The sequence below is a fragment of the Streptomyces sp. NPDC029956 genome, assembly GCF_055574655.1.
Genome location: NZ_JBVHZJ010000044.1, coordinates 41,599 through 62,956, shown reverse-complemented (window position 1 = coordinate 62,956; position 21,358 = coordinate 41,599). Strand labels below are relative to the sequence as shown.

20 protein-coding genes and 1 riboswitch are annotated in these 21,358 nt (G+C 71.9%); of the genes, 4 read left to right on the top strand and 16 right to left on the bottom strand.

The features are described from left to right. Nucleotides 1-8: 8 nt before the first annotated feature. The gene (locus tag ACZ4XX_RS28950; RefSeq protein WP_468510809.1) at nucleotides 9-1,145 is read right to left on the bottom strand and encodes an Rv3169 family protein; all 1,137 of its coding nucleotides are present in this window, start codon (nucleotides 1,143-1,145) and stop codon (nucleotides 9-11) included. A gap of 240 nt (nucleotides 1,146-1,385) precedes the next feature. Here ACZ4XX_RS28950 and ACZ4XX_RS28945 point away from each other — a divergent pair, with 240 nt between their 5' ends. Then, on the top strand, nucleotides 1,386-1,739 hold the full coding sequence (locus tag ACZ4XX_RS28945; protein ID WP_468510808.1) for a hypothetical protein: 354 nt from the start codon (nucleotides 1,386-1,388) through the stop codon (nucleotides 1,737-1,739). A 257-nt stretch (nucleotides 1,740-1,996) separates the two neighbouring features. On the opposite strand, the gene ACZ4XX_RS28940 is transcribed toward ACZ4XX_RS28945, so the two are convergent. The 5 genes from ACZ4XX_RS28940 to ACZ4XX_RS28920 all read right to left on the bottom strand — a co-directional run bounded on the left by ACZ4XX_RS28940 (nucleotide 1,997) and on the right by ACZ4XX_RS28920 (nucleotide 6,470). Then, nucleotides 1,997-2,563, bottom strand: a complete 567-nt coding sequence (locus ACZ4XX_RS28940; RefSeq protein ID WP_468510807.1) for a dihydrofolate reductase family protein — start codon at nucleotides 2,561-2,563, stop codon at nucleotides 1,997-1,999. A 66-nt stretch (nucleotides 2,564-2,629) separates the two neighbouring features. Continuing rightward, nucleotides 2,630-3,799, bottom strand: coding sequence for an acyl-CoA dehydrogenase family protein (locus ACZ4XX_RS28935; RefSeq protein WP_468510806.1), 1,170 nt, complete (start codon nucleotides 3,797-3,799; stop codon nucleotides 2,630-2,632). 215 nt (nucleotides 3,800-4,014) lie between these two features. Next, complete coding sequence (locus tag ACZ4XX_RS28930; RefSeq protein WP_468510805.1) at nucleotides 4,015-4,221, bottom strand: SCO1431 family membrane protein; 207 nt, start codon at nucleotides 4,219-4,221, stop codon at nucleotides 4,015-4,017. 184 nt (nucleotides 4,222-4,405) lie between these two features. Next, entirely contained in the window at nucleotides 4,406-4,840 is a 435-nt protein-coding gene (locus ACZ4XX_RS28925) for a hypothetical protein (protein ID WP_468510804.1), read from the bottom strand. 217 nt (nucleotides 4,841-5,057) lie between these two features. After that, nucleotides 5,058-6,470, bottom strand: coding sequence for a peptidase C39 family protein (locus ACZ4XX_RS28920; RefSeq protein WP_468510803.1), 1,413 nt, complete (start codon nucleotides 6,468-6,470; stop codon nucleotides 5,058-5,060). 216 nt (nucleotides 6,471-6,686) lie between these two features. On the opposite strand from ACZ4XX_RS28920, the gene ACZ4XX_RS28915 reads away from it, so the two are divergent. After that, nucleotides 6,687-7,316 (top strand): uridine kinase family protein, encoded by a 630-nt coding sequence (locus ACZ4XX_RS28915; RefSeq protein WP_468510802.1) that lies wholly within the window; start codon nucleotides 6,687-6,689, stop codon nucleotides 7,314-7,316. Nucleotides 7,317-7,625: 309 nt separating this feature from the next. Beyond that, the gene (locus ACZ4XX_RS28910; protein ID WP_468510801.1) at nucleotides 7,626-9,548 is read left to right on the top strand and encodes an AAA family ATPase; all 1,923 of its coding nucleotides are present in this window, start codon (nucleotides 7,626-7,628) and stop codon (nucleotides 9,546-9,548) included. An 86-nt stretch (nucleotides 9,549-9,634) separates the two neighbouring features. Here the strand turns inward: ACZ4XX_RS28910 and ACZ4XX_RS28905 are convergent, their stop codons facing one another. From ACZ4XX_RS28905 to ribD, 10 genes are all read right to left on the bottom strand, one after another. Next, nucleotides 9,635-10,684, bottom strand: a complete 1,050-nt coding sequence (locus ACZ4XX_RS28905; RefSeq protein ID WP_468510800.1) for a hemolysin family protein — start codon at nucleotides 10,682-10,684, stop codon at nucleotides 9,635-9,637. Beyond that, nucleotides 10,681-12,171 carry a hemolysin family protein gene (locus ACZ4XX_RS28900; RefSeq protein ID WP_468510799.1) on the bottom strand — a complete coding sequence of 497 codons (1,491 nt, stop codon included), beginning with the start codon at nucleotides 12,169-12,171 and terminating at the stop codon, nucleotides 10,681-10,683. Before ACZ4XX_RS28900 ends, ACZ4XX_RS28905 begins: the two co-directional genes overlap by 4 nt. Before the next feature lie 258 nt (nucleotides 12,172-12,429). Further along, entirely contained in the window at nucleotides 12,430-12,885 is a 456-nt protein-coding gene (locus ACZ4XX_RS28895) for a PH domain-containing protein (RefSeq protein WP_468510798.1), read from the bottom strand. A 41-nt stretch (nucleotides 12,886-12,926) separates the two neighbouring features. Next, entirely contained in the window at nucleotides 12,927-13,775 is an 849-nt protein-coding gene (hisG, locus tag ACZ4XX_RS28890) for an ATP phosphoribosyltransferase (protein ID WP_468510797.1), read from the bottom strand. Between the two features lie 51 nt (nucleotides 13,776-13,826). Beyond that, nucleotides 13,827-14,108 carry a phosphoribosyl-ATP diphosphatase gene (locus ACZ4XX_RS28885; protein ID WP_327160953.1) on the bottom strand — a complete coding sequence of 94 codons (282 nt, stop codon included), beginning with the start codon at nucleotides 14,106-14,108 and terminating at the stop codon, nucleotides 13,827-13,829. Between the two features lie 36 nt (nucleotides 14,109-14,144). After that, nucleotides 14,145-14,630 (bottom strand): 6,7-dimethyl-8-ribityllumazine synthase, encoded by a 486-nt coding sequence (ribH, locus tag ACZ4XX_RS28880; protein ID WP_468510796.1) that lies wholly within the window; start codon nucleotides 14,628-14,630, stop codon nucleotides 14,145-14,147. A gap of 46 nt (nucleotides 14,631-14,676) precedes the next feature. After that, nucleotides 14,677-15,957, bottom strand: coding sequence for a bifunctional 3,4-dihydroxy-2-butanone-4-phosphate synthase/GTP cyclohydrolase II (locus tag ACZ4XX_RS28875; protein ID WP_468510795.1), 1,281 nt, complete (start codon nucleotides 15,955-15,957; stop codon nucleotides 14,677-14,679). After that, nucleotides 15,954-16,550 (bottom strand): nicotinamide mononucleotide transporter family protein, encoded by a 597-nt coding sequence (locus ACZ4XX_RS28870; RefSeq protein ID WP_468510815.1) that lies wholly within the window; start codon nucleotides 16,548-16,550, stop codon nucleotides 15,954-15,956. The genes ACZ4XX_RS28875 and ACZ4XX_RS28870 overlap by 4 nt, the downstream gene beginning before the upstream one ends. Nucleotides 16,551-16,594: 44 nt before the next feature. Further along, nucleotides 16,595-17,203 carry a riboflavin synthase gene (locus tag ACZ4XX_RS28865; protein WP_468510794.1) on the bottom strand — a complete coding sequence of 203 codons (609 nt, stop codon included), beginning with the start codon at nucleotides 17,201-17,203 and terminating at the stop codon, nucleotides 16,595-16,597. Between the two features lie 2 nt (nucleotides 17,204-17,205). Continuing rightward, nucleotides 17,206-18,303, bottom strand: coding sequence for a bifunctional diaminohydroxyphosphoribosylaminopyrimidine deaminase/5-amino-6-(5-phosphoribosylamino)uracil reductase RibD (gene ribD, locus ACZ4XX_RS28860; RefSeq protein WP_468510793.1), 1,098 nt, complete (start codon nucleotides 18,301-18,303; stop codon nucleotides 17,206-17,208). A 175-nt stretch (nucleotides 18,304-18,478) separates the two neighbouring features. Continuing rightward, nucleotides 18,479-18,608: riboswitch (FMN riboswitch) on the bottom strand. 276 nt (nucleotides 18,609-18,884) lie between these two features. Here ribD and ACZ4XX_RS28855 point away from each other — a divergent pair. Beyond that, entirely contained in the window at nucleotides 18,885-21,266 is a 2,382-nt protein-coding gene (locus ACZ4XX_RS28855; protein WP_468510792.1) for a chitinase C-terminal domain-containing protein, read from the top strand. Nucleotides 21,267-21,358 lie beyond the last annotated feature (92 nt).

Here is a 21,358-nt window from a genome sequence, read left to right as displayed (position 1 = left end):
AAGGTTCCTCAGCGGGCCGTCGACGTGCGGTCGGCGAAGCCGCTGGGGTCGTGGCGGCCGAACGAGCCGTGCTCGAAGATGCCGTAGCCGGTGTGGCCGTCGAGGGTGAAGCGGGCGGCGTGGTCGGTGACGCCGTACGCCGCCATGGGGTGGGCCGCCGGATCGGTGAGGTCGTAGACGCGCCGGTCGGTCCAGCCGCGGCCCTGCCACGTGCCGTGCTGCCAGTCGGTGGCGGGCGGGTAGCCGGCGCCGACGGCGAGCGGGGAGGAGGCGAGGATGTCGACGCCGATCTCCAGGGGCTTCCCTGTCGGGTCGGCGAGGTGGACGGTGGCCCGTTCCGGGTGGCGGGTGCCCGTGCGGTAGGTGATCTCGGTGCGGGGCCAGCCGAGTTGGGTGTCGCGGTGGCCGTTGCGGACGAGCAGGGCCTCGTTGAGGGTGCGGTAGCCGTCGGCGTCCTCCTGGGCGATCACCATGAGGAAGCGGTCCTCGAAGCGCATGGGTATCCAGAGCCAGTGGAAGCCCTCGGGTCGGAACTCGGCGCCGCGGCCGGGCTCCTCGCCGGGGATCGGGCGGACTCCCCAGCTGCGGTCGCGGGTGCCGGTCCACTCCCCCGGGGTGACCGCGAACTCCTCGCCACCTGCGCTGATCGTGCCCGCGCAGTGGCCTGCCTGGACGAAGCGGCGGCCTTCCAGGGTGAGGCGGCCGCCATGGCGCTGGGTGTGGTGGGGTTCCCAGACGGCGGGGAAGTCGCCGGTCCAGTTCAGGTCGTACGACAGGCCCTCGGGGTCGTCCGGATCGGCCGCACAGCGCAGGGAGAGGCGCTTGAGCGGCTCGTCGACGGTGATGGTGAAGGGGCCGACGGAGAGGTTCATCCGGTCGTCGCCGAGCGCGTCGGAGGCCCGGACGGCGTGCAGCCGGTCGCCGACGCGGAGCGTGGCGTAGGCGTCGACGACCCCGGTGTTCGGATAGACCCCGAGACCGGCGATGAGCAGGGCGCGGCCGGTGTGGTCGAAGACATGGAAGATGCACCGGTCGTAGGCGTTGCGGTCGCCGCTGACGTGGTGCTTCATCGAGAGCGGGGCCTGGTGCACGGGGTATTCGTCGAGTGCGACGGGCCGGTCGTCGACGTGCCGGTGCACGGACATGGCTGACCTCCTGGTCGGCGTGCGCGCGTCTTCCGCGGGAAAAGCTGACGGTACGTCAGGTTCCTGGTGTGAGGCCAGAGCCGTGCACCGGGTGCCGAGCGCCGGTGGCGGTTGCCGGTGCCCTGCGCGGAGCACCGGGCGCCGGTGCCGTGTGCCGGTGCCGGGTACCGGGTACCGGACGAACTGCCTCTCGAATCCCCTCGGCGGTGACCGCAGCCGCCGGGACGCGTTGGTCCGGGCATGACCACGCTGTACACGACCCCCAGCGGAATCGGTCGGCACCGACAGGCCGAGCCGCGCCTTGAAGAATCGGTTCCTCAAGCACCGTCGGCGCCCGCTCCGACGGCCGCGCCCGCGCATCCTCCTGCGCCGGTCCCCGTACCCGCCCCCGTACCGGCGCAGGCGCCCGCGCCGACCCACCTCCCCGCGGACCCTCCCATCTACAAGGCCGTGCTCTCCCTCTGGGCGAGCCAGGGCCGCACCCTTCCGGGGCATCGCGACCAGGAGTGGGCGCGGCTGGTCTCGGGCCCCGTCTGGGCGGACCGCACGGTACGGGTCAGCGGGACGCTGGTCCGGCCGGGCGACGGGCGGTGACCACCCGCCGGAGCTGACTGACGGGAACGGACGCGGACACACGGTGCGGCCGGCTGGATCCGGCCTGCCCGGCGTGCGGCCCCGGCCTGCCCGGCGTGCGGCCCCGGCCTGCCCGGCGTGCACTCCGCATGCCCGGCGCGCGATCCCGCCTGCCCTACCTGAGCTCTGCCCGCCCAGCGAGCGAACCAGCGCACGAACCGGCCCGCCCCGCGTCGGCTCTGCCCGCCCGACGCGCGCGAACAGGCCCGCCCAAGCGCCTAAGGGCGCGTCACGCGGTAGCGGAGGTACACGACCTTGGAACCGACCCTGCGGGTGTCGACGAGTTCGAGTCCCACCTGACGCTCGTCCCGGGCGAAGAACGGGATGCCTCCGCCGACCAGCACCGGGTGGACCATGACCTGGTACTCGTCGATCAGGTCCAGCGCGGCCGCCTCGGCGGCGAGCGCCGCGCCGCCGATCGCGATGTCGCCCTCCCCCGGCTCGGCGCGCAACCGTTCGATCTCCTCCGCCAACCCCCCGGTGGCCAGGCGGGCATGCCCCTGCACCTCCGACAGCGTCCGGGAGAACACCACCTTCGGGAGCGGATTCCAGAGCGCGATCCACTCGCGCTCCGCGTCGTCGAGCGACGCGTCCTGCTCGGCGGTCTCCCAGTACAGCATCGTCTCGTACAGCCGTCGCCCCAGCAGATGGACGCCGACGCCTCGGATCTCGTCGATCCAGAAGCGGAAGACCTCCTCGTCGGGGCCCGTCCAGTCGAAGCCGCCGTCAGGCCCGACGATGTAGCCGTCGAGCGAGACGCCCATCGAGTACGTCACGCGTCGCATCAGAAGTCCTCCTCGGGAACGGGAGCCCGCGCGGAGATCGTCGCGAAGGCGGCTCCGGCTGCCCTGCTACTTTCCACCCTTCAGCAGCGCTCGGCTGATCACCACACGCTGGATCTGGTTCGTGCCCTCGACGATCTGGAGCATCTTCGCCTCCCGCAGATACCGCTCCACGGGGAAGTCCGCCGTGTACCCGTACCCGCCGAGCACCTGCACCGCGTCCGTCGTGATCTGCATGGCGGAGTCCGAACAGAACAGCTTGGCCATCGCCGCGCAGCGTCCGAAGGCCCGGCCTTCGTCCCGGAGCCGTGCCGCCTCCAGATAGAGCGCCCGGCCCGCCTCGACCCGGGTCGCCATGTCCGCGAGGAGGAAGCGGAGCCCCTGGAAGTCGGCGATCGGCCGGCCGAACTGGCGGCGTTCCATGGCGTACGCCACGGCCACGTCCAGGGCCGCCTGGCCGAGCCCGACCGCGCAGGCGGCGATGCCCAGCCGCCCCGAGTCCAGGGCGTCGAGCGCGATGGCGAAGCCCTGCCCCTCCGCGCCGAGGCGCCGCGCGTCGGGGACCCGTACCCCGTCGAAGTGGAGCTGTGCCGTGGGCGAGCCCTTCATGCCCATCTTCCGTTCGGGCGGGGCCGCGCTCAGCCCGGGCGCGTCCCCCGGCACCAGGAAGGCGGTGATGCCCCGCGCTCCCTCGTCGCCGGTCCGGACCATGACCGTGCAGAAGTCGGCGATCCCGCCGTGGGTGATCCACGCCTTGGTGCCGTCGATCAGCCAGTCGTCGCCGTCCCGGACCGCCCGGGTGCGGAGCGCGGCCGCGTCCGATCCGGCGGAGGGCTCGGAGAGGCAGTACGCGCCGAGGAGGCCTCCGCCGAGCATCGCGGGCAGATGGGCAGCACGCTGCTCGTCGGTTCCGTAGCGGGCGAGCGCGTGACAGGAGAGGCTGTGGACGCTGACGCCGAGCCCGACGGTGAGCCGGGCGGCGGCCAGCTCCTCCAGGACCTGGAGGTAGACCTCGTACGGCTGACCGCCCCCGCCGTGTTCCGGGTCGTAGGGCAGTCCGAGCAGCCCGGAGCGGGACAACAGGGTGAACAGCTCGCGGGGGAAGTGCCCGGCGGCCTCCTCCTCGGCGGCGCGCGGGGCGATCTCCCGCCGGGCGATGTCCCGCGTCAGGGCGAGCAGCTCGCGGGCCTCGTCGGTGGGCAGCCGGCGTTCCACGCCGTCCGGGGTGCTGTCGGCCATGGCCGGGCGCTCCTCCCTGCCGGGCGCGGGCACGGGCACGGGTGTGCGGGGCTCGCGCGGGGTCGCGGGGAGTATGCCCGTTCGAGGCATCGGGATCACCCGGCGACCGGGGGATCACACGGACGCCGAGGGCGAGCACGGTCGCCGGGAGGGCCGAGCGGAACGCGCACGCCGGGCAGGCGATCCGCCGGCTCGGGGCCGGCGGTCCGCCGACGTCACATGAGGCCGGCCCGCGTGACGAACACGGCCAGCAGGACGACCAGGGTCCAGCCGAGGACGTGCTCGAGGAACTTGGGGCCCCGGTCGTCCTTCGGACCGCCCGTCCGGGCGCGGAGGAGGATTCGGGTGGCGGCGGCGGAGGCGGAGGTCATGGCGACCACCTTGCGGTACGGGGGCGGCCCCGGGGTAGAGACGTCGGTCACGTCCCCTGGGATCCCGCCACCGCGACGGACGCCGCCGAGGACCGCGAGTGCCGTGCGCTGCGCGGGCGAGGGCAGGTCGGGGACCCGGAGGCAGGCGGCCCCTCCTGTGCCGGAGACCACGTTCTCAGAGGTCCTCACGCAGAGCGCCGCCGCGCGTCGTGCCGGTGGGGCTCGACGGCCGGCCTCACGTCCGCGGTGCCGTATGCCGCCTGCGGTGGAGGACGCCGGCCGCCAGGGCGCCGACCAGCGCGGGAACCATCAGGACGGCGAGGGTCGGGTTGACGTACGGGGGGATGAGGATGGTGTAGTCGTGGCCGTTCGACGCCTCGCAGACGAGCCGCAGCGGGAGGAAGTCCCCTCGGCGGCCGACCAGCCTCGGCACCTCTTCGGGCCGCTGCCGCTCACACTCCTCCGCCAACTCCTGGTCCTCCAGGAAGAGGATGTGGAGGATTCCCCACAGGTAGACGGCGGTTCCCGCGGCGACGGCCGCGAGAGCCACGTCCCGCCCTGCCGCGGCGGGCGTGCGCCCCAGCCCGGCTCGCCGTGTGAACCGCGAGCCGAGGTACGCCGTCAGGGCCGCCAGCACGAGCGGCCCGACGAGAAGAACGACGAGCAACATGCCGGGGTCATGCCCCACCCAGGGATCGGACGCGCTGGTCATGTCCCGTCAGGCCTCACGGTCAGAACGATGGCACTTCTCTCAGCGACATACGACACCCCCAGGGCGGCAGGCGGCTCGATCTCCCTGCCGACGCCCCGCACGACGTGCGTCGACACACGGGGCGCTCCGTGTTTCACAACAGTCCCAGCGAGGTTCACCACAGTCCGAGCGAGGTTCACCACAGTCCGAGCGAGGTCAGTACGCGGCGCTGGGTCGGTGCCGGCTTGACCGGCCAGAAGATGTAGCAGACCCCTCCCGTGCCGGAGACCACCTTCCCGCTCGCGTTGTACCGCTTCGTACGCAGCCAGATGTTCTCCCACTCGCGCCGCAGGTACACCCGGCGGACGGCCTCGTTGTCGGGCGAGGCGGGGTCGTTCGCGATGATGTCGCCGTCCGCCGTGAAGCCGATGACCGTCATGAGGTGGCCGGAGGTTCCGTACCCCGCCCCGGTCAGTTCCTCCTTGAGGAAGGACTGGGACGTTATGGCCGGGATGCCGGCCCGGATCAGAGTCTCCAGTTCGGTGAGCGAGCTCAGCCGGGTGACCACGGCGTTCATGTCGGGGTAGGTGGCCGCGTAGGCGGCGTTGAAGGGCCAGTTGCCGCAGCCTTCGTACTGGTGGTCGAAGGTGAAGCGGGCCGCGTGGCAGACCTGGGGGTCGGCGAAGGCCGGGTTCACCCAGGCCAGCTCCTCGGCCGACGGCCGACGCCCCCAGTACTCGACGATCATCTGGGAGGAGGTCGGGCTGCACCACGCCTCGCCGCCGTTGTCGTACTCGGGGTACTGCCCGACGTGGGTGTTCTGCGAGTAGCGCGGCACGTCCAGCTCGCGGGCGGGGCCCGGCGCGGAGGCCGGGACGGTGAAGCGGTCCGGGATGTCCGAGGCCATCGCGCCGAGCCGCCGGACCGTGGGCGTGAGCCCGCTGCCCGGGGTGCGGTACAGCGTCAGACGCAGGCGGTACGAGGCCAGCCGCAGCCCGCTCGTCGCGTCGTCGATCGCGAAGGTGTCGGTCCAGACGGTGCTCCTGCCGTCGGTCTGGTCGTCGACCGAGGTCCGTCGAATGTCGCCGTCCCCGGACGCCCAGCGGCCCAGGACGTACCAGGGGGTGGCGGTGGCGTCGGTGTACGTGCCGGACAGCTCGACCTGGAGCCAGGTGCCGGGCGGGGTGTGGGCGTTCCAGGAGGCGATGACCTCGCTGGCGGGCACGGCCGGGGTGTGCACCGGCGAGGTCCAGCTCGCGTACTCCCAGGCGGAGGTCCGCCCGGTGTGCGGGTCGGTGTAGTCGGTGCGGCCGACCGGGGTGGCGAGCACCAGGCCCGGGCCGTGTCCGGCCACCGCCTTCGTACCGGCCGCGCTGCCACATCTCCAGTCCGTGTACGAGGACCAGAAGCGGTTGTCGACGAGGCCGGGCACGGGGGCGTGGCCCCGCCCCGCTCCCTCGCCGGAGTCCGGAGCCGCGCCCGCGGCCGCGGGCGGGCGGTCGGCGGCTCGGTCGGGGACGGCGGCCACGGCAGGAGCGGCCGTGGCGGCCGTTCCGGCGGCCGCGAGGGCCGCTGCGAGAACGGTTCTGCGCGGGGTGGAGCTGGTCATGAACGGTGACCCCCAGTCGAGAACGGTGGGCGTACGAACCTGTGGACGAGCCGGACGAGCGGGCGCGCGGACGGGCCGCGCGCGCCCCACTATCGCGGCTTCCGCCGCGCCTCCGCCAGCACTTCGCCTCGCGTCGCCGCACCAATATTGGTCTCCACCACTGACGGCGGCACCTCCCTGACCTGCGGCGGTCCCCCGCTCCCCTACCCTGGGCCCATGAACGACCTCGATCGCGCGGCCCACGCGCTGCTCCGGCTGCCACCCTCCTGCGGGCCGGTCCGGCTGATCGCGGTCGACGGCCACGCGGGCTCCGGCAAGTCCACGCTCGCCGCCCGCCTCTCCTCCGCCCTGGGCGACGCCCCCGTCCTTCACCTCGACGACCTCGCCACGCACGAGGAGCTCTTCGAGTGGACCGAGCGGCTGCGGGATCAGGTCCTCGATCCCCTCGCGCGCGGCGAGAGCGCGTCGTACCGCCCGTACGACTGGAACCTCCGTCGCTTCGGCGAGGCGCGCGAGCTCCCGCCGGCCCCGGTCGTCCTCGTCGAGGGGGTCGGCGCGGGCCGGGCGGCGGTGCGGCCGTTCCTCGCGTGGCTGCTGTGGATGGAGCGCGGTCCCGAGGAGTCGTGGGCGCGGGGCCGCCATCGGGACGGCCCGGACCAGGCCGCTTTCTGGGACGGCTGGACCGTGGCGGAGACTCGCCATTTCGCCGGGGACCCTTCCCGGGCCTTCGCCGACACCCTGGTACGAGAGTGCCACGAGGGGTACGGCTGGCTCCCCGGGCCGGGTGTGACAGCGGGCGCGGACCAGATCATCACGTACCGTGACGGCTTCATGTCCGTGAACTGAGGGGCCGAAAGTCCGCTTCCGCAAGTGCCTCAACTCCGCTTGACCCAAGGGGCGTACAGGTCTTACGTTCTGAATGTGCGGCTTTTCGGAGCCGCCGCGGACGCGAAGCCCCCGGTTGTTCCCCCGTGATCGGGGGCTTCGTTCTGCCCCTGACGGCCCTCCCGAGGGCCCTTCGCGGCCCCTGACGCTCACCCAGGGTGACCGCTTCCGGATCATGCGCTTCTCCTTAAGTGCGCACCCCCTGCGCAGGTACGATGCCCCCAGGTGCGGTCAAATCCCGTCCATGCGAAGACGGTTGTGGGGGACCCGATGGACATCGGCACGCAGGGCGCGCAGGCCCCGGCCGAGCTCGCCTGGCTGCGCGGAATCGACGCCTACACGATGGGCGCGTATCCGCAGGCGGAGGACGAGTTCCGGACGGCGGTAAGGATCGACCCCGGGATGGCGGACGCCTGGCTCGGGCTGCACGCGCTCCGGGTGGACACCACGACCGCGCTGCTGCGCATGTACCGCAACCGCGACCGCTTCGGAGAGCAGCGGACCCGGTACCGGCGCACTCTCAACTCCTGGTACTGGCTGGGCTGGTGGGTGCAGCCGGTGCTGGAGAGCCCGCGCGACCTGCTGCTCGCGCACGCCTCCCACTGGCTCGACGGACGCCACGTACCGGAGCTGGACCGGGCCCTCGCGGGGCTCCCCCCGGTCGACACCGACCGTCAGGTCCGCTTCCTGCACGCCTGCCGGGCCTATCTCGTCAAGGACTGGGACCAGCTCGTCCGGCACACCGAGACCCTCGTCGACGACCCGCTGCTCGGCATCGAAGCCGGGCTCTTCGGCGGCATGGCCCGGGTGCGCCTGGAGATGTACGGGCAGGCCGAGCCGCTGCTGTCCGCCTCGCTGATGCGCTGCCGCAGCGAGCAGCCCCAGCGCAAGGAGCTGCGGTACTGGTTGGCCCGCGCCCACGAGGGGACCGGGCGCAGCGCCGCCGCGCTGCCCCTCTACCGGGCCGTGCACCGGATCGACCCGACCTTCATGGACACGGCCGCCCGGCTCGCGGCGATCGCCGAGTACGACGGTTTCGAGGGGTACGACGGCGTCGACGACCCGGCCGGGCTCGCGACGGTCGCCCTGGGCACCGCAGGCGGCGGTCTCGGCCAGGACGTCGTGGACACCGCGCCGGGCGCCGAGCCCGACCCGGCCGGCCCGCTGGGCGACGGGGTGCGGCTCGCGCCCGATCCCGTACCGCCGACGGCACCGGTCACACCGCCGGAGACCGTACGCCAGAAGGCTCCGCTGCCGTCCCAGCCGGTGCCGCCGCGATTCCCGGCGGGTCCCACCGATCCTGTGCGGCTCGCGGAGGCACTCGCCGAACTGGAGGGCATGGTCGGCCTGGAACCGGTGAAGCGGCAGGTCAAGGCGTTGTCGGCGCAGCTGGAGATGGCGCGGCTCCGCGCGGATCAAGGTCTTCCCGTCCAGCCGCCCAAGCGTCACTTCGTCTTCTCCGGCCCCTCGGGCACCGGGAAGACCACCGTCGCCCGGATCCTCGGCCGGGTGTTCTACGCCCTCGGGCTGCTCGGCGGCGACCACCTCGTGGAGGCGCAACGGGCCGATCTGGTGGGCGAGTTCCTGGGGCAGACCGCGGTCAAGGCCAACGAGCTGATCGACTCGGCCGTCGGCGGGGTGCTCTTCGTGGACGAGGCGTACGCCCTCTCCAACACCGGCTACAGCAAGGGCGACGCCTACGGCGACGAGGCCCTCCAGGTGCTCCTCAAGCGCGCCGAGGACAACCGCGACCACCTCGTGGTCATCCTGGCCGGCTACCCGGAGGGCATGGACCGGCTGCTCAACACCAACCCCGGCCTCTCCTCCCGGTTCACCACCCGGGTGGACTTCCCCTCGTACCGGCCGCTGGAACTCACCGCCATCGGCGAGGTCCTCGCGGCGGCCAACGGCGACGGCTGGGACGACGAGGCCCGGGAGGAACTGCGCTCGATCAGCGGGCACGTCGTCGAGCAGGGCTGGATCGACGAGCTGGGCAACGGCCGTTTCCTGCGGACCCTGTACGAGAAGTCCTGCGCCTACCGCGACCTGCGGCTCTCCGGCTACGCCAGCACCCCGACCCGGGATGATCTGGCGACCCTCCGGCTCGCCGACCTGATGCAGGCGTACGGCGAGGTCCTGTCGGGCCGCGGCCCGGTGGACCGCGGGCCTCAGCAGGAGCCACCGGGCTACTAGAAGGCGTGTCTCCGCCGGAGGGGCGAGGTGACGTGACGACCGACGGGGCGGGCCCCGGAGGGCCCGCCCCGCTGTGCGCACGGCTCCTACGCGGTGGGCACCCGGTCCGCCACGACCCGGTGTGCGGGGTCGCGGACCTCGCCCACCAGCATCTCCAGGACGTCCTCCAGGGCGACCAGTCCGAGCACCCGGCCCGAGCCGTCCGCGACCTGCGCCAGATGGGTCGCGGCGCGGCGCATCACGGTGAGGGCGTCGTCGAGGGGCAGTTCGGCGCGGAGCGTGGCCATCGGCCGCCAGAGCCGCTGGGGCACCGCCCGCTCCCGTTCGTCCAGGTCGAGGACGTCCTTCACGTGCACGAAGCCCATGAAGGTGGTGCCCGCGTCGGCGCGGACCGGGAAGCGTGAGTACCCGGTGCGTACGGTCAGCTCCTCGATCTCGCGCGGGGTGACCGTCGGCGGGACCGTGATCAGGGAGGACGGTGCGATGAGGACGTCCGTCACCGGGCGGGTGCCCAGTTCGAGGGCGTCCTCCAGGCGCTCCTGCTCGGCCGGGTCGAGCAGTCCGGCCTGCCCGGCGTCCTCGACGAGGCGGCCGAGCTGGACGCTGGTGAAGACCGCCTCCACCTCGTCCTTCGGCTCGACCTTGAACGCCCGCAGGACCAGCCGGGCGCAGGCGCCGAGCGCGGCCGTCACGGGCCGGCAGAGCCGGGCGAAGCCGACCAGGCCGGGGGCGAGCCAGAGCGCGGTCCGTTCGGGCGCGGCCATCGCCAGGTTCTTCGGGACCATCTCGCCGATGACGAGGTGGAGGAAGACGACCGCGGCGAGGGCTATGACGTAGCCGAGCGGGTGGATGAGCCCCTCCGGGACCCCCACCGTGTGGAAGACGGGTTCCAGCAGGTGGGCCACGGTGGGCTCGGCGACGGCGCCGAGCGTCAACGAGCAGATGGTGATGCCGAACTGCGCGGCCGCCATCATCTGCGGCAGGTTCTCCAGACCGTGCAGGACCTGCTTGGCACGGGCGCCGCCGAGCGGCTCGATCTGGCTGCGGCGGACGGAGACGAGCGCGAACTCGGCCCCGACGAAGAAGCCGTTGGCCAGGACGAGGAGAACGGCGAAGAGGAGTTGCAGGGTGCTCATCGGACGGCCTCCGCCGGGACGGGAGCCTGACCGGAGGCCTGGGCCGGAGCCTGGGCGGACGCCCGAGCCTGAGCGGACGCCGGAGCCGATGCCTGGGCCGGATCCGGAGCCGCCGAGGCCGCGACCGGGTCACGGTCGGGGAAGGGGGCGAAGGTGGCCGCAGTCGGGTCCGGGTCAAGGGCGGTACGGACGATCCGCACCCGCTCGGCACGGTACCGGTCGACCTGGCGCACCGACAGCCGCCAGCCGGGCAGTTCGGCCCGGTCGCCGGGGGCGGGGATGCGCCCCAGGAGATCGGCGACCAGCCCGGCGACGGTCTCGTACGGCCCGTCGGGCACGTCGAGGCCTATCCGGCGCAGGATGTGGACCCGGCAGGAGCCGTCGGCGTCCCAGGCGGGCCGGCCGTCCTCGGCGGGAGCGGAGGCCAGTTCGGGCCGCCCGTCGGCCACCGTGTCGTGCTCGTCGCGGACCTCGCCGACGAGTTCCTCGACGATGTCCTCCAGGGTGACCACGCCGGCCGTGCCGCCGTACTCGTCGACGACCACCGCGATCGGCTGCTCACGGCGCAGCCGCTCCAGAAGCGTCTGGGCGGGCAGCGTCTCGGGCACGAGGAGCGGCGGGACCGCGATCCGGCCGACGGGGGTACGCAGCCGGGCGTGCGGCGAGACGGCGAGCGCGTCCTTGAGGTGGACCATGCCGACGATCTCGTCGATGCGGTCGCGGTAGACGGGGAAGCGCGAGAGGCCCGTGGCCCGGGTGAGGTTGAGGACGTCGGCCGCGGTGGCGTCCCACTGGAGGGCGTTCACCTTCACGCGCGGGGTCATGACCTGCTCGGCGGTGAGGCCGCCGAGGGACAGGGTCCGTACGAAGAGGTCGGCGGTGTCCTGTTCGAGGGCGCCGGCCAGCGCGGAGTGCCGGGCCAGGGAAACCAGTTCGCCGGGGGTGCGGACGGAGTCCAGCTCCTCGGTGGGCTCGACGCCCAGGAGCCGTACGAGCCGGTTCGCGACCCGGTTGAGCAGGGAGATCACCGGCCGGAAGAGGGCGGAGAAGTACCGCTGCGGGGTGGCGACGAAGCGGGCCACCTGGAGCGGCCGGGAGACCGCCCAGTTCTTGGGTACGAGCTCGCCGACCACCATCTGGACGGCGGAGGCGAGCAGCATCCCGATCACCACCGCGATCCCGGAGACGGCCCCGGCGGGCAGTCCGGTGGCGGTGAGCGGTCCCTGCAGCAGTCCGGCGAGCGCGGGCTCGGCGAGCATGCCGACGACGAGGGAGGTGATGGTGATGCCCAGCTGGGTGCCGGAGAGCTGGAAGGACAGCTCGCGCAGGGCGGTGACGACGGTGCGGGCGCGCCGATCGCCGGCGGCCGCGGCCCGCTCGGCCTCGGCGCGCTCGACGGTCACGAGACCGAACTCGGCGGCCACGAAGAAGCCGTTGGCGAGGATCAGGACAAAGGCCGCGATGAGCAGCAGAAGGGAGATGATCATGCCGCCGCCTCCTGGGAGGGGGCGGCGCAGATACTACCGGACGATCCGTCCATTGCTGGAGGGAGTCACTCCTCGGGTCGAAGGGTGGCCCCGCGGGCCACGAGACCGCGGCCCTGCACACGCGAGGCGGTGGTGCCGCTCGGCACCACCGCCTCCAGAGTAGTCACGCGAAGGCCCCGAGGGGCAGGGGGTCGGCCCCGGATGGGGGACGGACGGGGGTCCGCCCGGATCCCCGCACGGGGGCGAGGCACCCGGCCGTCAGGCCGTCCCCTCCGCGCCCGTGCCGTGGCTGTCGGCCAGGGCCCGCAGGGCTCGGGCGTCCCGGATGGCCGACTCCTTGGCGATCCCGGGCTGGATGCCCAGCGCCGGCAGGCTGGTGCCGTCGCTGAGGTCGAGGAAGACCCAGGGGTCGCCGGGGCGCAGGTTGACCTTGAGGATCTCCGCCCAGGCCAGTCGCCGGGTCCGGGTGATGTTGACGACCGTGACGCCCTCGTCGTCGGCGACGACCTTGGGGCGGCTCAGCAGCGCCAGACCTCCGGAGATCAGCGCGGCGGTGAAGAAGAAGCTGGCGCGCTCCCCCGGGCCGAGCCGCTCCAGCATCACCGCGACGATGCTGATGACCGCGAAGATCGCGACGCTCATCGTGAGCATGACGACCCGGGTGCGCCCGGGGCGGAACGTGACCGGGAGGACGGGCGTCTGTGCTGGGGACATCGGTGGTTCCTCGGGGCCTTCGGGGCGGGCGGTCCGTGCCGTCAGAGGCGGCAGGCGTGGATGGCGGTGGTGAGGATGGCGCGGGCACCGATCTCGTACAGATCGTCCATGATCCGCTGCGCCTCCTTGGCGGGGACCATCGCGCGGACGGCGACCCAGCCCTCGTTGTGCAGCGGGGAGACGGTCGGCGACTCCAGGCCCGGGGTGAGGGCGACGGCCTGCTCCAGGTGCTCGGCGCGGCAGTCGTAGTCCATCATCACGTACGAGCGGGCGACGAGGACGCCCTGCAGGCGGCGCATGAACTGCTGGACCTGCGGGTTGTCGTCGGTGGCGCCGTGGCGGCGGATCACGACGGCCTCGGAGGTGAGGATCGGCTCGCCGATGACCTCGAGTCCGGCGTTGCGCAGGCTGGTGCCGGTCTCGACGACGTCCGCGATGATCTGGGCGACGCCCAGCTGGATCGCGGTCTCGACGGCGCCGTCCAGGTGCACGACGGAGGCGTCGATGCCCTGGTCGGCGAGGTGCTTGGCGACGATGCCCTCGTAGGAGGTGGCGATCGTCATGCCGCCGAAGCCCTCGGGGCCGTTCGCGGTGCCCGGGCGGGTGGCGTACCGGAACGTGGAGCGGCCGAAGTTCAGCGCGAGGATCTCCTCGGCGCTGGCGCCGGAGTCCAGGAGCAGGTCACGGCCGGTGATGCCGATGTCCAGCTTCCCGGAGGCGACGTAGATCGCGATGTCCTTCGGGCGCAGGTAGAAGAACTCGACCTCGTTGTCGGGGTCGATGACGACGAGTTCCTTGGACTCCTTGCGCTGGCGGTAGCCGGCCTCATGGAGCATTGCCGACGCAGGTCCGGAGAGGGAACCCTTGTTGGGAACGGCGATGCGCAGCATGGGGTGAGCTTCCTTTGCCTGGGAGTGTTCGGAACGGTGGGACGGGTGTGCTCAGAGGTGGGCGTAGACGTCGTCGAGCGAGATCCCGCGGGCGACCATCATCACCTGGACGTGGTACAGCAGCTGCGAGATCTCCTCGGCGGCGGCTTCCTTGCCCTCGTACTCGGCGGCCATCCAGACCTCGGCGGCCTCTTCGACGACCTTCTTGCCGATGGCATGGACGCCCTTGTCCACCAGTTCCGCGGTGCGGGAGGTGGTCGGGTCGCCGGTCTCGGCCTTGAGCTTGAGCTCGGCGAAGAGCTCTTCGAAGGTTTTACGGGTTCCGTTCGCCATGATGGTTCCTAAGAGTACGGGGTAAGGGTCGCGTACCTAGCGCCAGGGTTCGCTGACCGTGCGCAGCGTGGTCGCGGTGGCGACGGCGGCGGTGACGGCCTCATGGCCCTTGTCCTCGTTGGAGCCTTCGAGGCCGGCCCGGTCGAGGGCCTGCTCCTCGGTGTCGACGGTGAGGACGCCGAATCCGACGGGTACGCCGGTGTCGATCGAGACCTGGGTGAGGCCGTGGGTGACGCCCTGGCACACGTACTCGAAGTGCGGCGTTCCGCCGCGGATGACGACGCCGAGCGCCACGATGGCATCGTAGCCGCGCCCGGCGAGGACCTTCGCCACGACCGGGAGCTCGAAGCTGCCGGGGACGCGGAGGAGGGTCGGCTCCTCGATGCCCAGCTCGCTCAGGGCGCGCAGGGCGCCGTCGACGAGACCGTCCATGATCTTCTCGTGCCACTGCGCCGCGATGACCGCGACCCGGAGGTCGCCGCAGTTCTTCACGCTGAGGACGGGTGCGCCCTTGCCGCTCATGTCTCTCCTTGAACCGTCTGTACGAAGGGTTGCGAAAAGCCGGGTACTACTGGTTACCGCAGGTGGAGGCCGGGGAGCCGTCCAGCCAGGGCAGGTCGTGGCCCATCCGGTCCCGCTTGGTGGTCAGGTACCGGAGGTTGTGCTCGCCGGCCGTGACCGGCATGGGCTCGCGGCCCTCGACCGTGAGGCCGTGCCGGGTCAGGGCGTCGATCTTGTCGGGGTTGTTGGTCATCAGGCGCAGACTGCGCACACCCAGGTCGGTGAGGATCTGCGCGCCGGCCGCGTAGTCGCGGGCGTCGGCGGGGAGTCCGAGCTCCAGGTTGGCGTCGAGGGTGTCGCGGCCGCGCTCCTGGAGCTCGTACGCGCGGAGCTTGGACAGCAGGCCGATGCCGCGGCCCTCGTGGCCCCGGAGGTAGACGACGACGCCCCGTCCGGCCTCGGTGATGCGGTCCATGGAGGCCTGGAGCTGGGGGCCGCAGTCGCAGCGCAGCGAGTGGAAGATGTCGCCGGTCAGGCACTCGGAGTGGACCCGGACCAGGACGTCCTCGCCGTCGCCGACCTCGCCGTGGACGAGGGCGACGTGCTCGACGCCGTCCACGGTGGAGCGGTAGCCGTAGGCGGTGAAGTCGCCGTGCGCGGTGGGGAGCTGGACCTCGGCCTCGCGGCGGACGGTCGGCTCGGCGGAGCGGCGGTAGGCGATCAGGTCCTCGATGGAGATGATCGTGAGGCCGTGCTTGCGGGCGAAGGGGACCAGCTCGGGCAGGCGCAGCATGACGCCGTCCTCGCCGGCGATCTCGACGATCGCGCCGGCCGGGCGGAGGCCCGCGAGGCGGGCGAGGTCGACCGCGGCCTCGGTGTGGCCGTTGCGCGCGAGGACGCCGCCGGACTTGGCGCGGAGCGGGAAGATGTGGCCGGGCCGTACGAAGTCGGAGGGCTCGTGGTTGCCGCTCGCGAGCATCCGCAGGGTGGTGGCGCGGTCGGCGGCGGAGATGCCGGTGGTGACGCCGTGGGCGGGGGCCGCGTCGACGGAGACCGTGAAGGCCGTGCGCATCGACTCGGTGTTGTGCTCGACCATCTGCGGGAGCTGGAGACGCTCCAGTTCGTCGTTCTCCATCGGCGCGCAGATCAGTCCGCGGCACTCGCTCATCATGAAGGCGACGACCTCGGGGGTGGCCTTCTCGGCGGCGATGACGAGGTCGCCCTCGTTCTCGCGGTCCTCGTCGTCGACGACGACCACGGGGCGGCCGGCGGCGATGTCGCGGATGGCCTGCTCGACGGGGTCGAGGGCGAGGTCGGTGGCGTCCCAGAGGGGAAGGGCGGCGCTCATGCGTGGGCTCCTTCCAGAGCGTTGGCGGAGGTCGTGCGCGTCCGGAGCCACCAGTCGCGCATGCCCCAGACGACGAGGGCGAAGTAGATGACGTAGACCAGACCGGAGAAGGCGAGGCCGCTGTTGAAGGCGAGCGGGACGCCGACGAGGTCGACGAGGAGCCAGGCGAACCAGAACTCGACCAGACCGCGGGCCTGGGCGACCATCGCGACGAGGGTGCCGACGAAGATGTACGCGTCGGCCCACGGGCTCCAGGAGAGCGACGGGTAGAGGGTGAACAGGCCGCCGACGGCGAGGGTTCCGACGACCGCGCCGGCGAGGAGCAGTCCGCGCTCCTTCCAGGTGGCGAAGCGGACGGCGATGGAGCCGTCCTGGGCCTGCTGCCTGCCCCGGTTCCACTGCCACCAGCCCCAGGCGGCGACGCCGATGACGAGGAGCTGCTTGCCGACGCCGCCGGAGAGGTGGGCGGAGGCGTAGGCGCCGACGAGGATCAGGCCGGAGAGCAGCTGGGCGGGCCAGGTGAGGATGGAGCGGCGCCAGCCGAGCGCGAGGGCTATGAGTCCGATGGTGTTGCCGATCATGTCGGACCACATGATGTGCTGACCGAAGGCGCTGAAGGCCTCGGAGTTGAGCCAGCTCACTTGTCGCTCTCCTTGGCGTTCGGGCCGAGCAGCCGCTCGACGTACTTGGCGATGACGTCCACTTCGAGGTTGACCGGGTCCCCGGACTGCTTGATGCCGAGCGTGGTCAGGTCGAGGGTGGTGGGGATGAGGCTGATGGTGAACCAGTCGTCGGTGACCTCGACGACGGTGAGGCTGACGCCGTCGACCGTGATCGAGCCCTTCTCGACGACGTACCGGGAGAGGTGGGCGGGCAGGCCGACCTTCACGAGCTCCCAGTGCTCGGACGGGGTGCGCTCCAGGATCGTGCCGGTGCCGTCGACGTGGCCCTGGACGATGTGACCGCCGAGGCGGCCGCCGAGGGCCATGGGCCGCTCCAGGTTGACGCGGGAGCCGACCTCCAGGGCGCCGAGGCTGGACCGCTTGAGGGTCTCGGCCATGACGTCGGCGGTGAACTCGCCGTCGCCGAACTCGACGACCGTGAGACAGACACCGTTGACGGCGATGGAGTCGCCGTGCTGGGCGCCTTCCGTGACCAGGGGGCCGCGCAGGCGGAAGCGGGAGGCGTCCTCCAGCTGCTCGACGGCGGTGACCTCGCCCAGTTCTTCGACGATTCCGGTGAACACGGTCAGGCTCCCTTGACGGTGGCGGTGAGGTGCGGGGTGGCGGTGATGCGGAGGTCGGATCCGATGTGCGCGGTCTCGGTGACATCGAGCCGCAACGCTTCGGCGATGGTGGTGATTCCGGCGTCGGCGAGGGCGTGCGGGCCCGCGCCGAGGAGGACCGGGGCGAGGTAGCCGACGACCTGGTCGACGGCGCCCGCGGCGACGAAGGCGCCCGCGAGAGTGGGGCCGCCTTCGAGGAGGACGGAGCGGACGCCGCGCGCGTGGAGGGCGTCCAGGAGGGCCGGTACGGACAGGCCGCGCTCGGCCCTGGGGAGGCGTACGACGTCGGTGTCGTCGAGGGAGGTCCCGGCGTCCTCGGCGACGGCGATCAGGGTCGGGGCCGCGTCGTCCAGGACCCGGGCGCCGGGCTTCACGGCGGTCGCCTCGGTGTCGACGACGACCCGGAGCGGCTGGACGGCCCCCTCGATGCCGCGGACGGCCAGATGGGGGTCGTCCGCGCGGGCGGTGCCGGAGCCGACCACGACGGCGTCGGACTCGGCGCGCAGCCGGTGGACGTCGGCGCGGGACTCGGCGGAGGTGATCCAGCGGGAGGTGCCGTCGGCGGCGGCGATCCGGCCGTCGAGGGTGGCGGCGTACTTCCAGCGGACGAAGGGGCGGCCGTGGCGTACGGAGGTGAGCCAGGCGATGTTGCCGGCCTCGGCCTCGGCCTCCAGGAGGCCCTGCTCGACCTCGGCCCCGGCGGCGCGCAGGGTGTCGGCACCGCCGGTGGCCTGCGGGTTCGGGTCGCCGACCGCGTACACGACCCGGCTGACGCCGGCCTCGATCAGCGCCTGGGCGCAGGGGCCGGTGCGACCGGTGTGGTTGCAGGGTTCGAGGGTGACGTAGGCGGTTCCGCCGCGGGCGAGGACGCCTGCCTCGCGCAGGGCGTGGACCTCGGCGTGGGGGCCGCCGGCGCGCTGGTGGAAGCCTTCGCCGACCACGTGTCCGGAGGCGTCGGTGATGACGCACCCGACGACCGGGTTGGGGCTGGTGGCGCCGAGACCGCGTGCGGCGAGCTCGACGGCGCGTCGCATGGCGGTGATGTCGGCCTGCTGGGCCACCGGGTCCTCCTGCCTCTTCGGGCACGGACTCCGGGGCCTGTCGATGACGACAGAGAACGGAACGACGCCTCGCGCAGGGTGCGCCGAGGCCGCGTCCTCCGGGTACGCCGATCGACGTCGTCGATACGGCGACCAGCGGAGGTACGGCCGACACACCCCTGACAGGGGTCGCCCGCCGCGCACTGCCTCCCATCCGGACTTTCACCGTCGGTCCAGGAATCTCACCTGGTCAACCGGCCGCTGGCTGCGGACGGGTCGCGGACTATACCGCCGGTTCGGAATTACACCGACCCCGGAGTGCGCTGCTGCTGATACAGGGCCAGTGTGCCACGAGCCGCGGGAAGCGATGTGGCCGAGTTCCTGTGGTCTGGCTCACAGAGTCCCACAGAACTCTTCGATGGTCCAGACCTATTGACGCACTGGTCTAGTCCTCTTAATCTCCGTGTCACCTCCTAGGAACGGCCCGGCGGCGTGCGCACTCCACGGGCCCAACACGACCCACCCCTTTGTTCGTTGTGTTCTGTCGACTCCTCCTACGCCCCGCCGGCGTGGGGGGACCCCCACCCCAGGAGGACCCGATCGTGTTGTCCCCCACCGCGAAAAGAGCCTCGCTGCTCTCCTCCGGCGCGGCCGTCGCCGGGCTGCTGCTCAGCTCGCTCTCCGGCGGCGTCTCGTACGCGGCCGACAACGAGTCCTGTCGCCCCGACGGTCTCTACAAGACCCCCGGCGTCGAGGTCCCGTACTGCTCGGTCTACGACGCCGAGGGCCGCGAGAAGATGGGCGCGGACCACCAGCGCCGGGTCATCGGCTACTTCACCGGCTGGCGCGACGGCAAGAACGGCCAGCCCGCCTACCTGGCCAAGGACATCCCGTGGGAGAAGATCACCCACATCAACTACGCCTTCGGCCACATCGGCGGGGACAACAAGCTCTCCGTCGGCACGGACGGTCCGAACAACGCCGCCACCGGGATGACCTGGCCGGGTGTCGCAGGCGCCGAGATGGACCCCGCGTACGCCTACAAGGGCCACTTCAACCTGCTCAACAAGTTCAAGAAGCAGCACCCGAACGTGAAGACGCTGATCTCGGTCGGCGGCTGGGCCGAGACCGGCGGCTACTTCGCGGACAACGGCGACCGGGTGAACTCCGGCGGCTTCTACTCGATGGCCACCAACGCCGACGGTTCGGTCAACCAGGCCGGGATCGACACCTTCGCCGCCTCGTCCGTCGACTTCATCCGCAAGTACGGCTTCAACGGCGTCGACATCGACTACGAGTACCCGACGACCATGAAGGACGCCGGAAACCCGCTCGACTGGCAGTTCGCCAACGCGCGCCGCGCCGGCCTCGTGCAGGGCTACGCGGCCCTCATGAAGTCCCTGCGCGAGAAGCTCGACGCGGCGGGCGCCGCCGACGGCAAGCACTACCTGCTGACCGTCGCCGCCCCCTCCTCCGGCTACCTGCTGCGGGGCATGGAGACCTTCCAGATGCAGAAGTATCTGGACTACGTCAACATCATGTCCTACGACCTGCACGGTGCCTGGAACGAGTACGTCGGGCCCAACGCCTCCCTCTTCGACGACGGCAAGGACGGCGAGCTCGCCGCCGCCAACGTCTACGGCTCGGCGCAGTACGGCAACATCGGGTACCTCAACACCGACTGGGCGTACCACTACTTCCGCGGCTCCATGCCGGCCGGCCGCATCAACATCGGCCTGCCCTACTACACCCGCGGCCACAAGAACGTGCAGGGCGGCACCGACGGCCTCTGGGGCAAGGCCTCCGCGACCACCTGTCCGGCCGGAGCCGGTCTGACCAAGTGCGGTGACGGCGCCACCGGCATCGACAACCTCTGGCACGACAAGGACACCAACGGTGTCGAGTCGCCCGCCGGCTCCAACCCGATGTGGCACGCCAAGAACCTCGAGAAGGGGATCGTCGGCGACTACGTCACGCAGTACGGCTTCCCGGCCAACACCACCCTGACCGGCACCTACGCCCGCAAGTACGACTCGACCCTGGTCGCGCCGTGGCTGTGGAACGCGCAGAAGAAGGTCTTCCTCTCCACCGAGGACGAGCAGTCGGTGGCCGCCAAGGCCGACTACGTGGTCAGCAAGGGCATCGGCGGCACGATGGTCTGGGAGATGGCCGGCGACTACGACTGGAACGCCACCAAGGGCCAGTACGAGATCGGCGACACGCTCACCTCGCTGATGTACGACAAGTTCAAGGCGGCCACCCCGTACGGCGCGAAGAAGTCCAACGCGACCCTGCCGACGCAGGCCGTGAAGATCGACGCGCAGTTCACCGAGTTCAAGCTGGGCGACTCGAACTACCCGATCACCCCGAAGATCAAGATCACCAACAACACGGCGGCCACCCTCCCGGGCGGCACGGAGTTCCAGTTCGACTACGGGACCTCGGCCCCGGCCAACGCCTCCGACCAGTCGGGCTTCGGCACGAAGGTGATCAGCAGCGACCACACGGGCAGCAACGTGGGCGGCCTGAAGGGCGACTTCCACCGCGTCTCCCTGAAGCTCCCGGCCTGGCAGTCGCTGGCCCCGGGCGCCACGGTCGACCTGGCGTTCAACTACTACCTGCCGGTGTCCACCCCCTCCAACTGGACGGTGAACATCAACGGCACGACGTACGCCCTCGCCGGTGACCTGGCGCGCGGCACGACGGTGGTGGAGCCGGGCACGACGACCCCGCCGACCACTCCGCCGACGACGCCGCCCACCACCCCGCCGACGACCCCGCCCACGACTCCCCCGACCACGCCTCCGACGACGCCGCCCACCGGCTGCGGCACGGTCCCGGCGTACGTCGCCGGCACGGTCTACAACGCGGGCAACGAGGTCTCCCACAACGGCCGCAAGTACAAGGCCCAGTGGTGGACGCAGAACGAGACGCCGGGCACGACCGGCGACTGGGGTGTCTGGAAGGACCTCGGTCCCTGCTGACGCACCCCCTCCGAAACCCCCGGCGGCGGAAACATCACGGCCCTTGCCGCCGCCGGGCTCCCACAGCGCCGCGCCCCCCCTGTCCGGGGCGC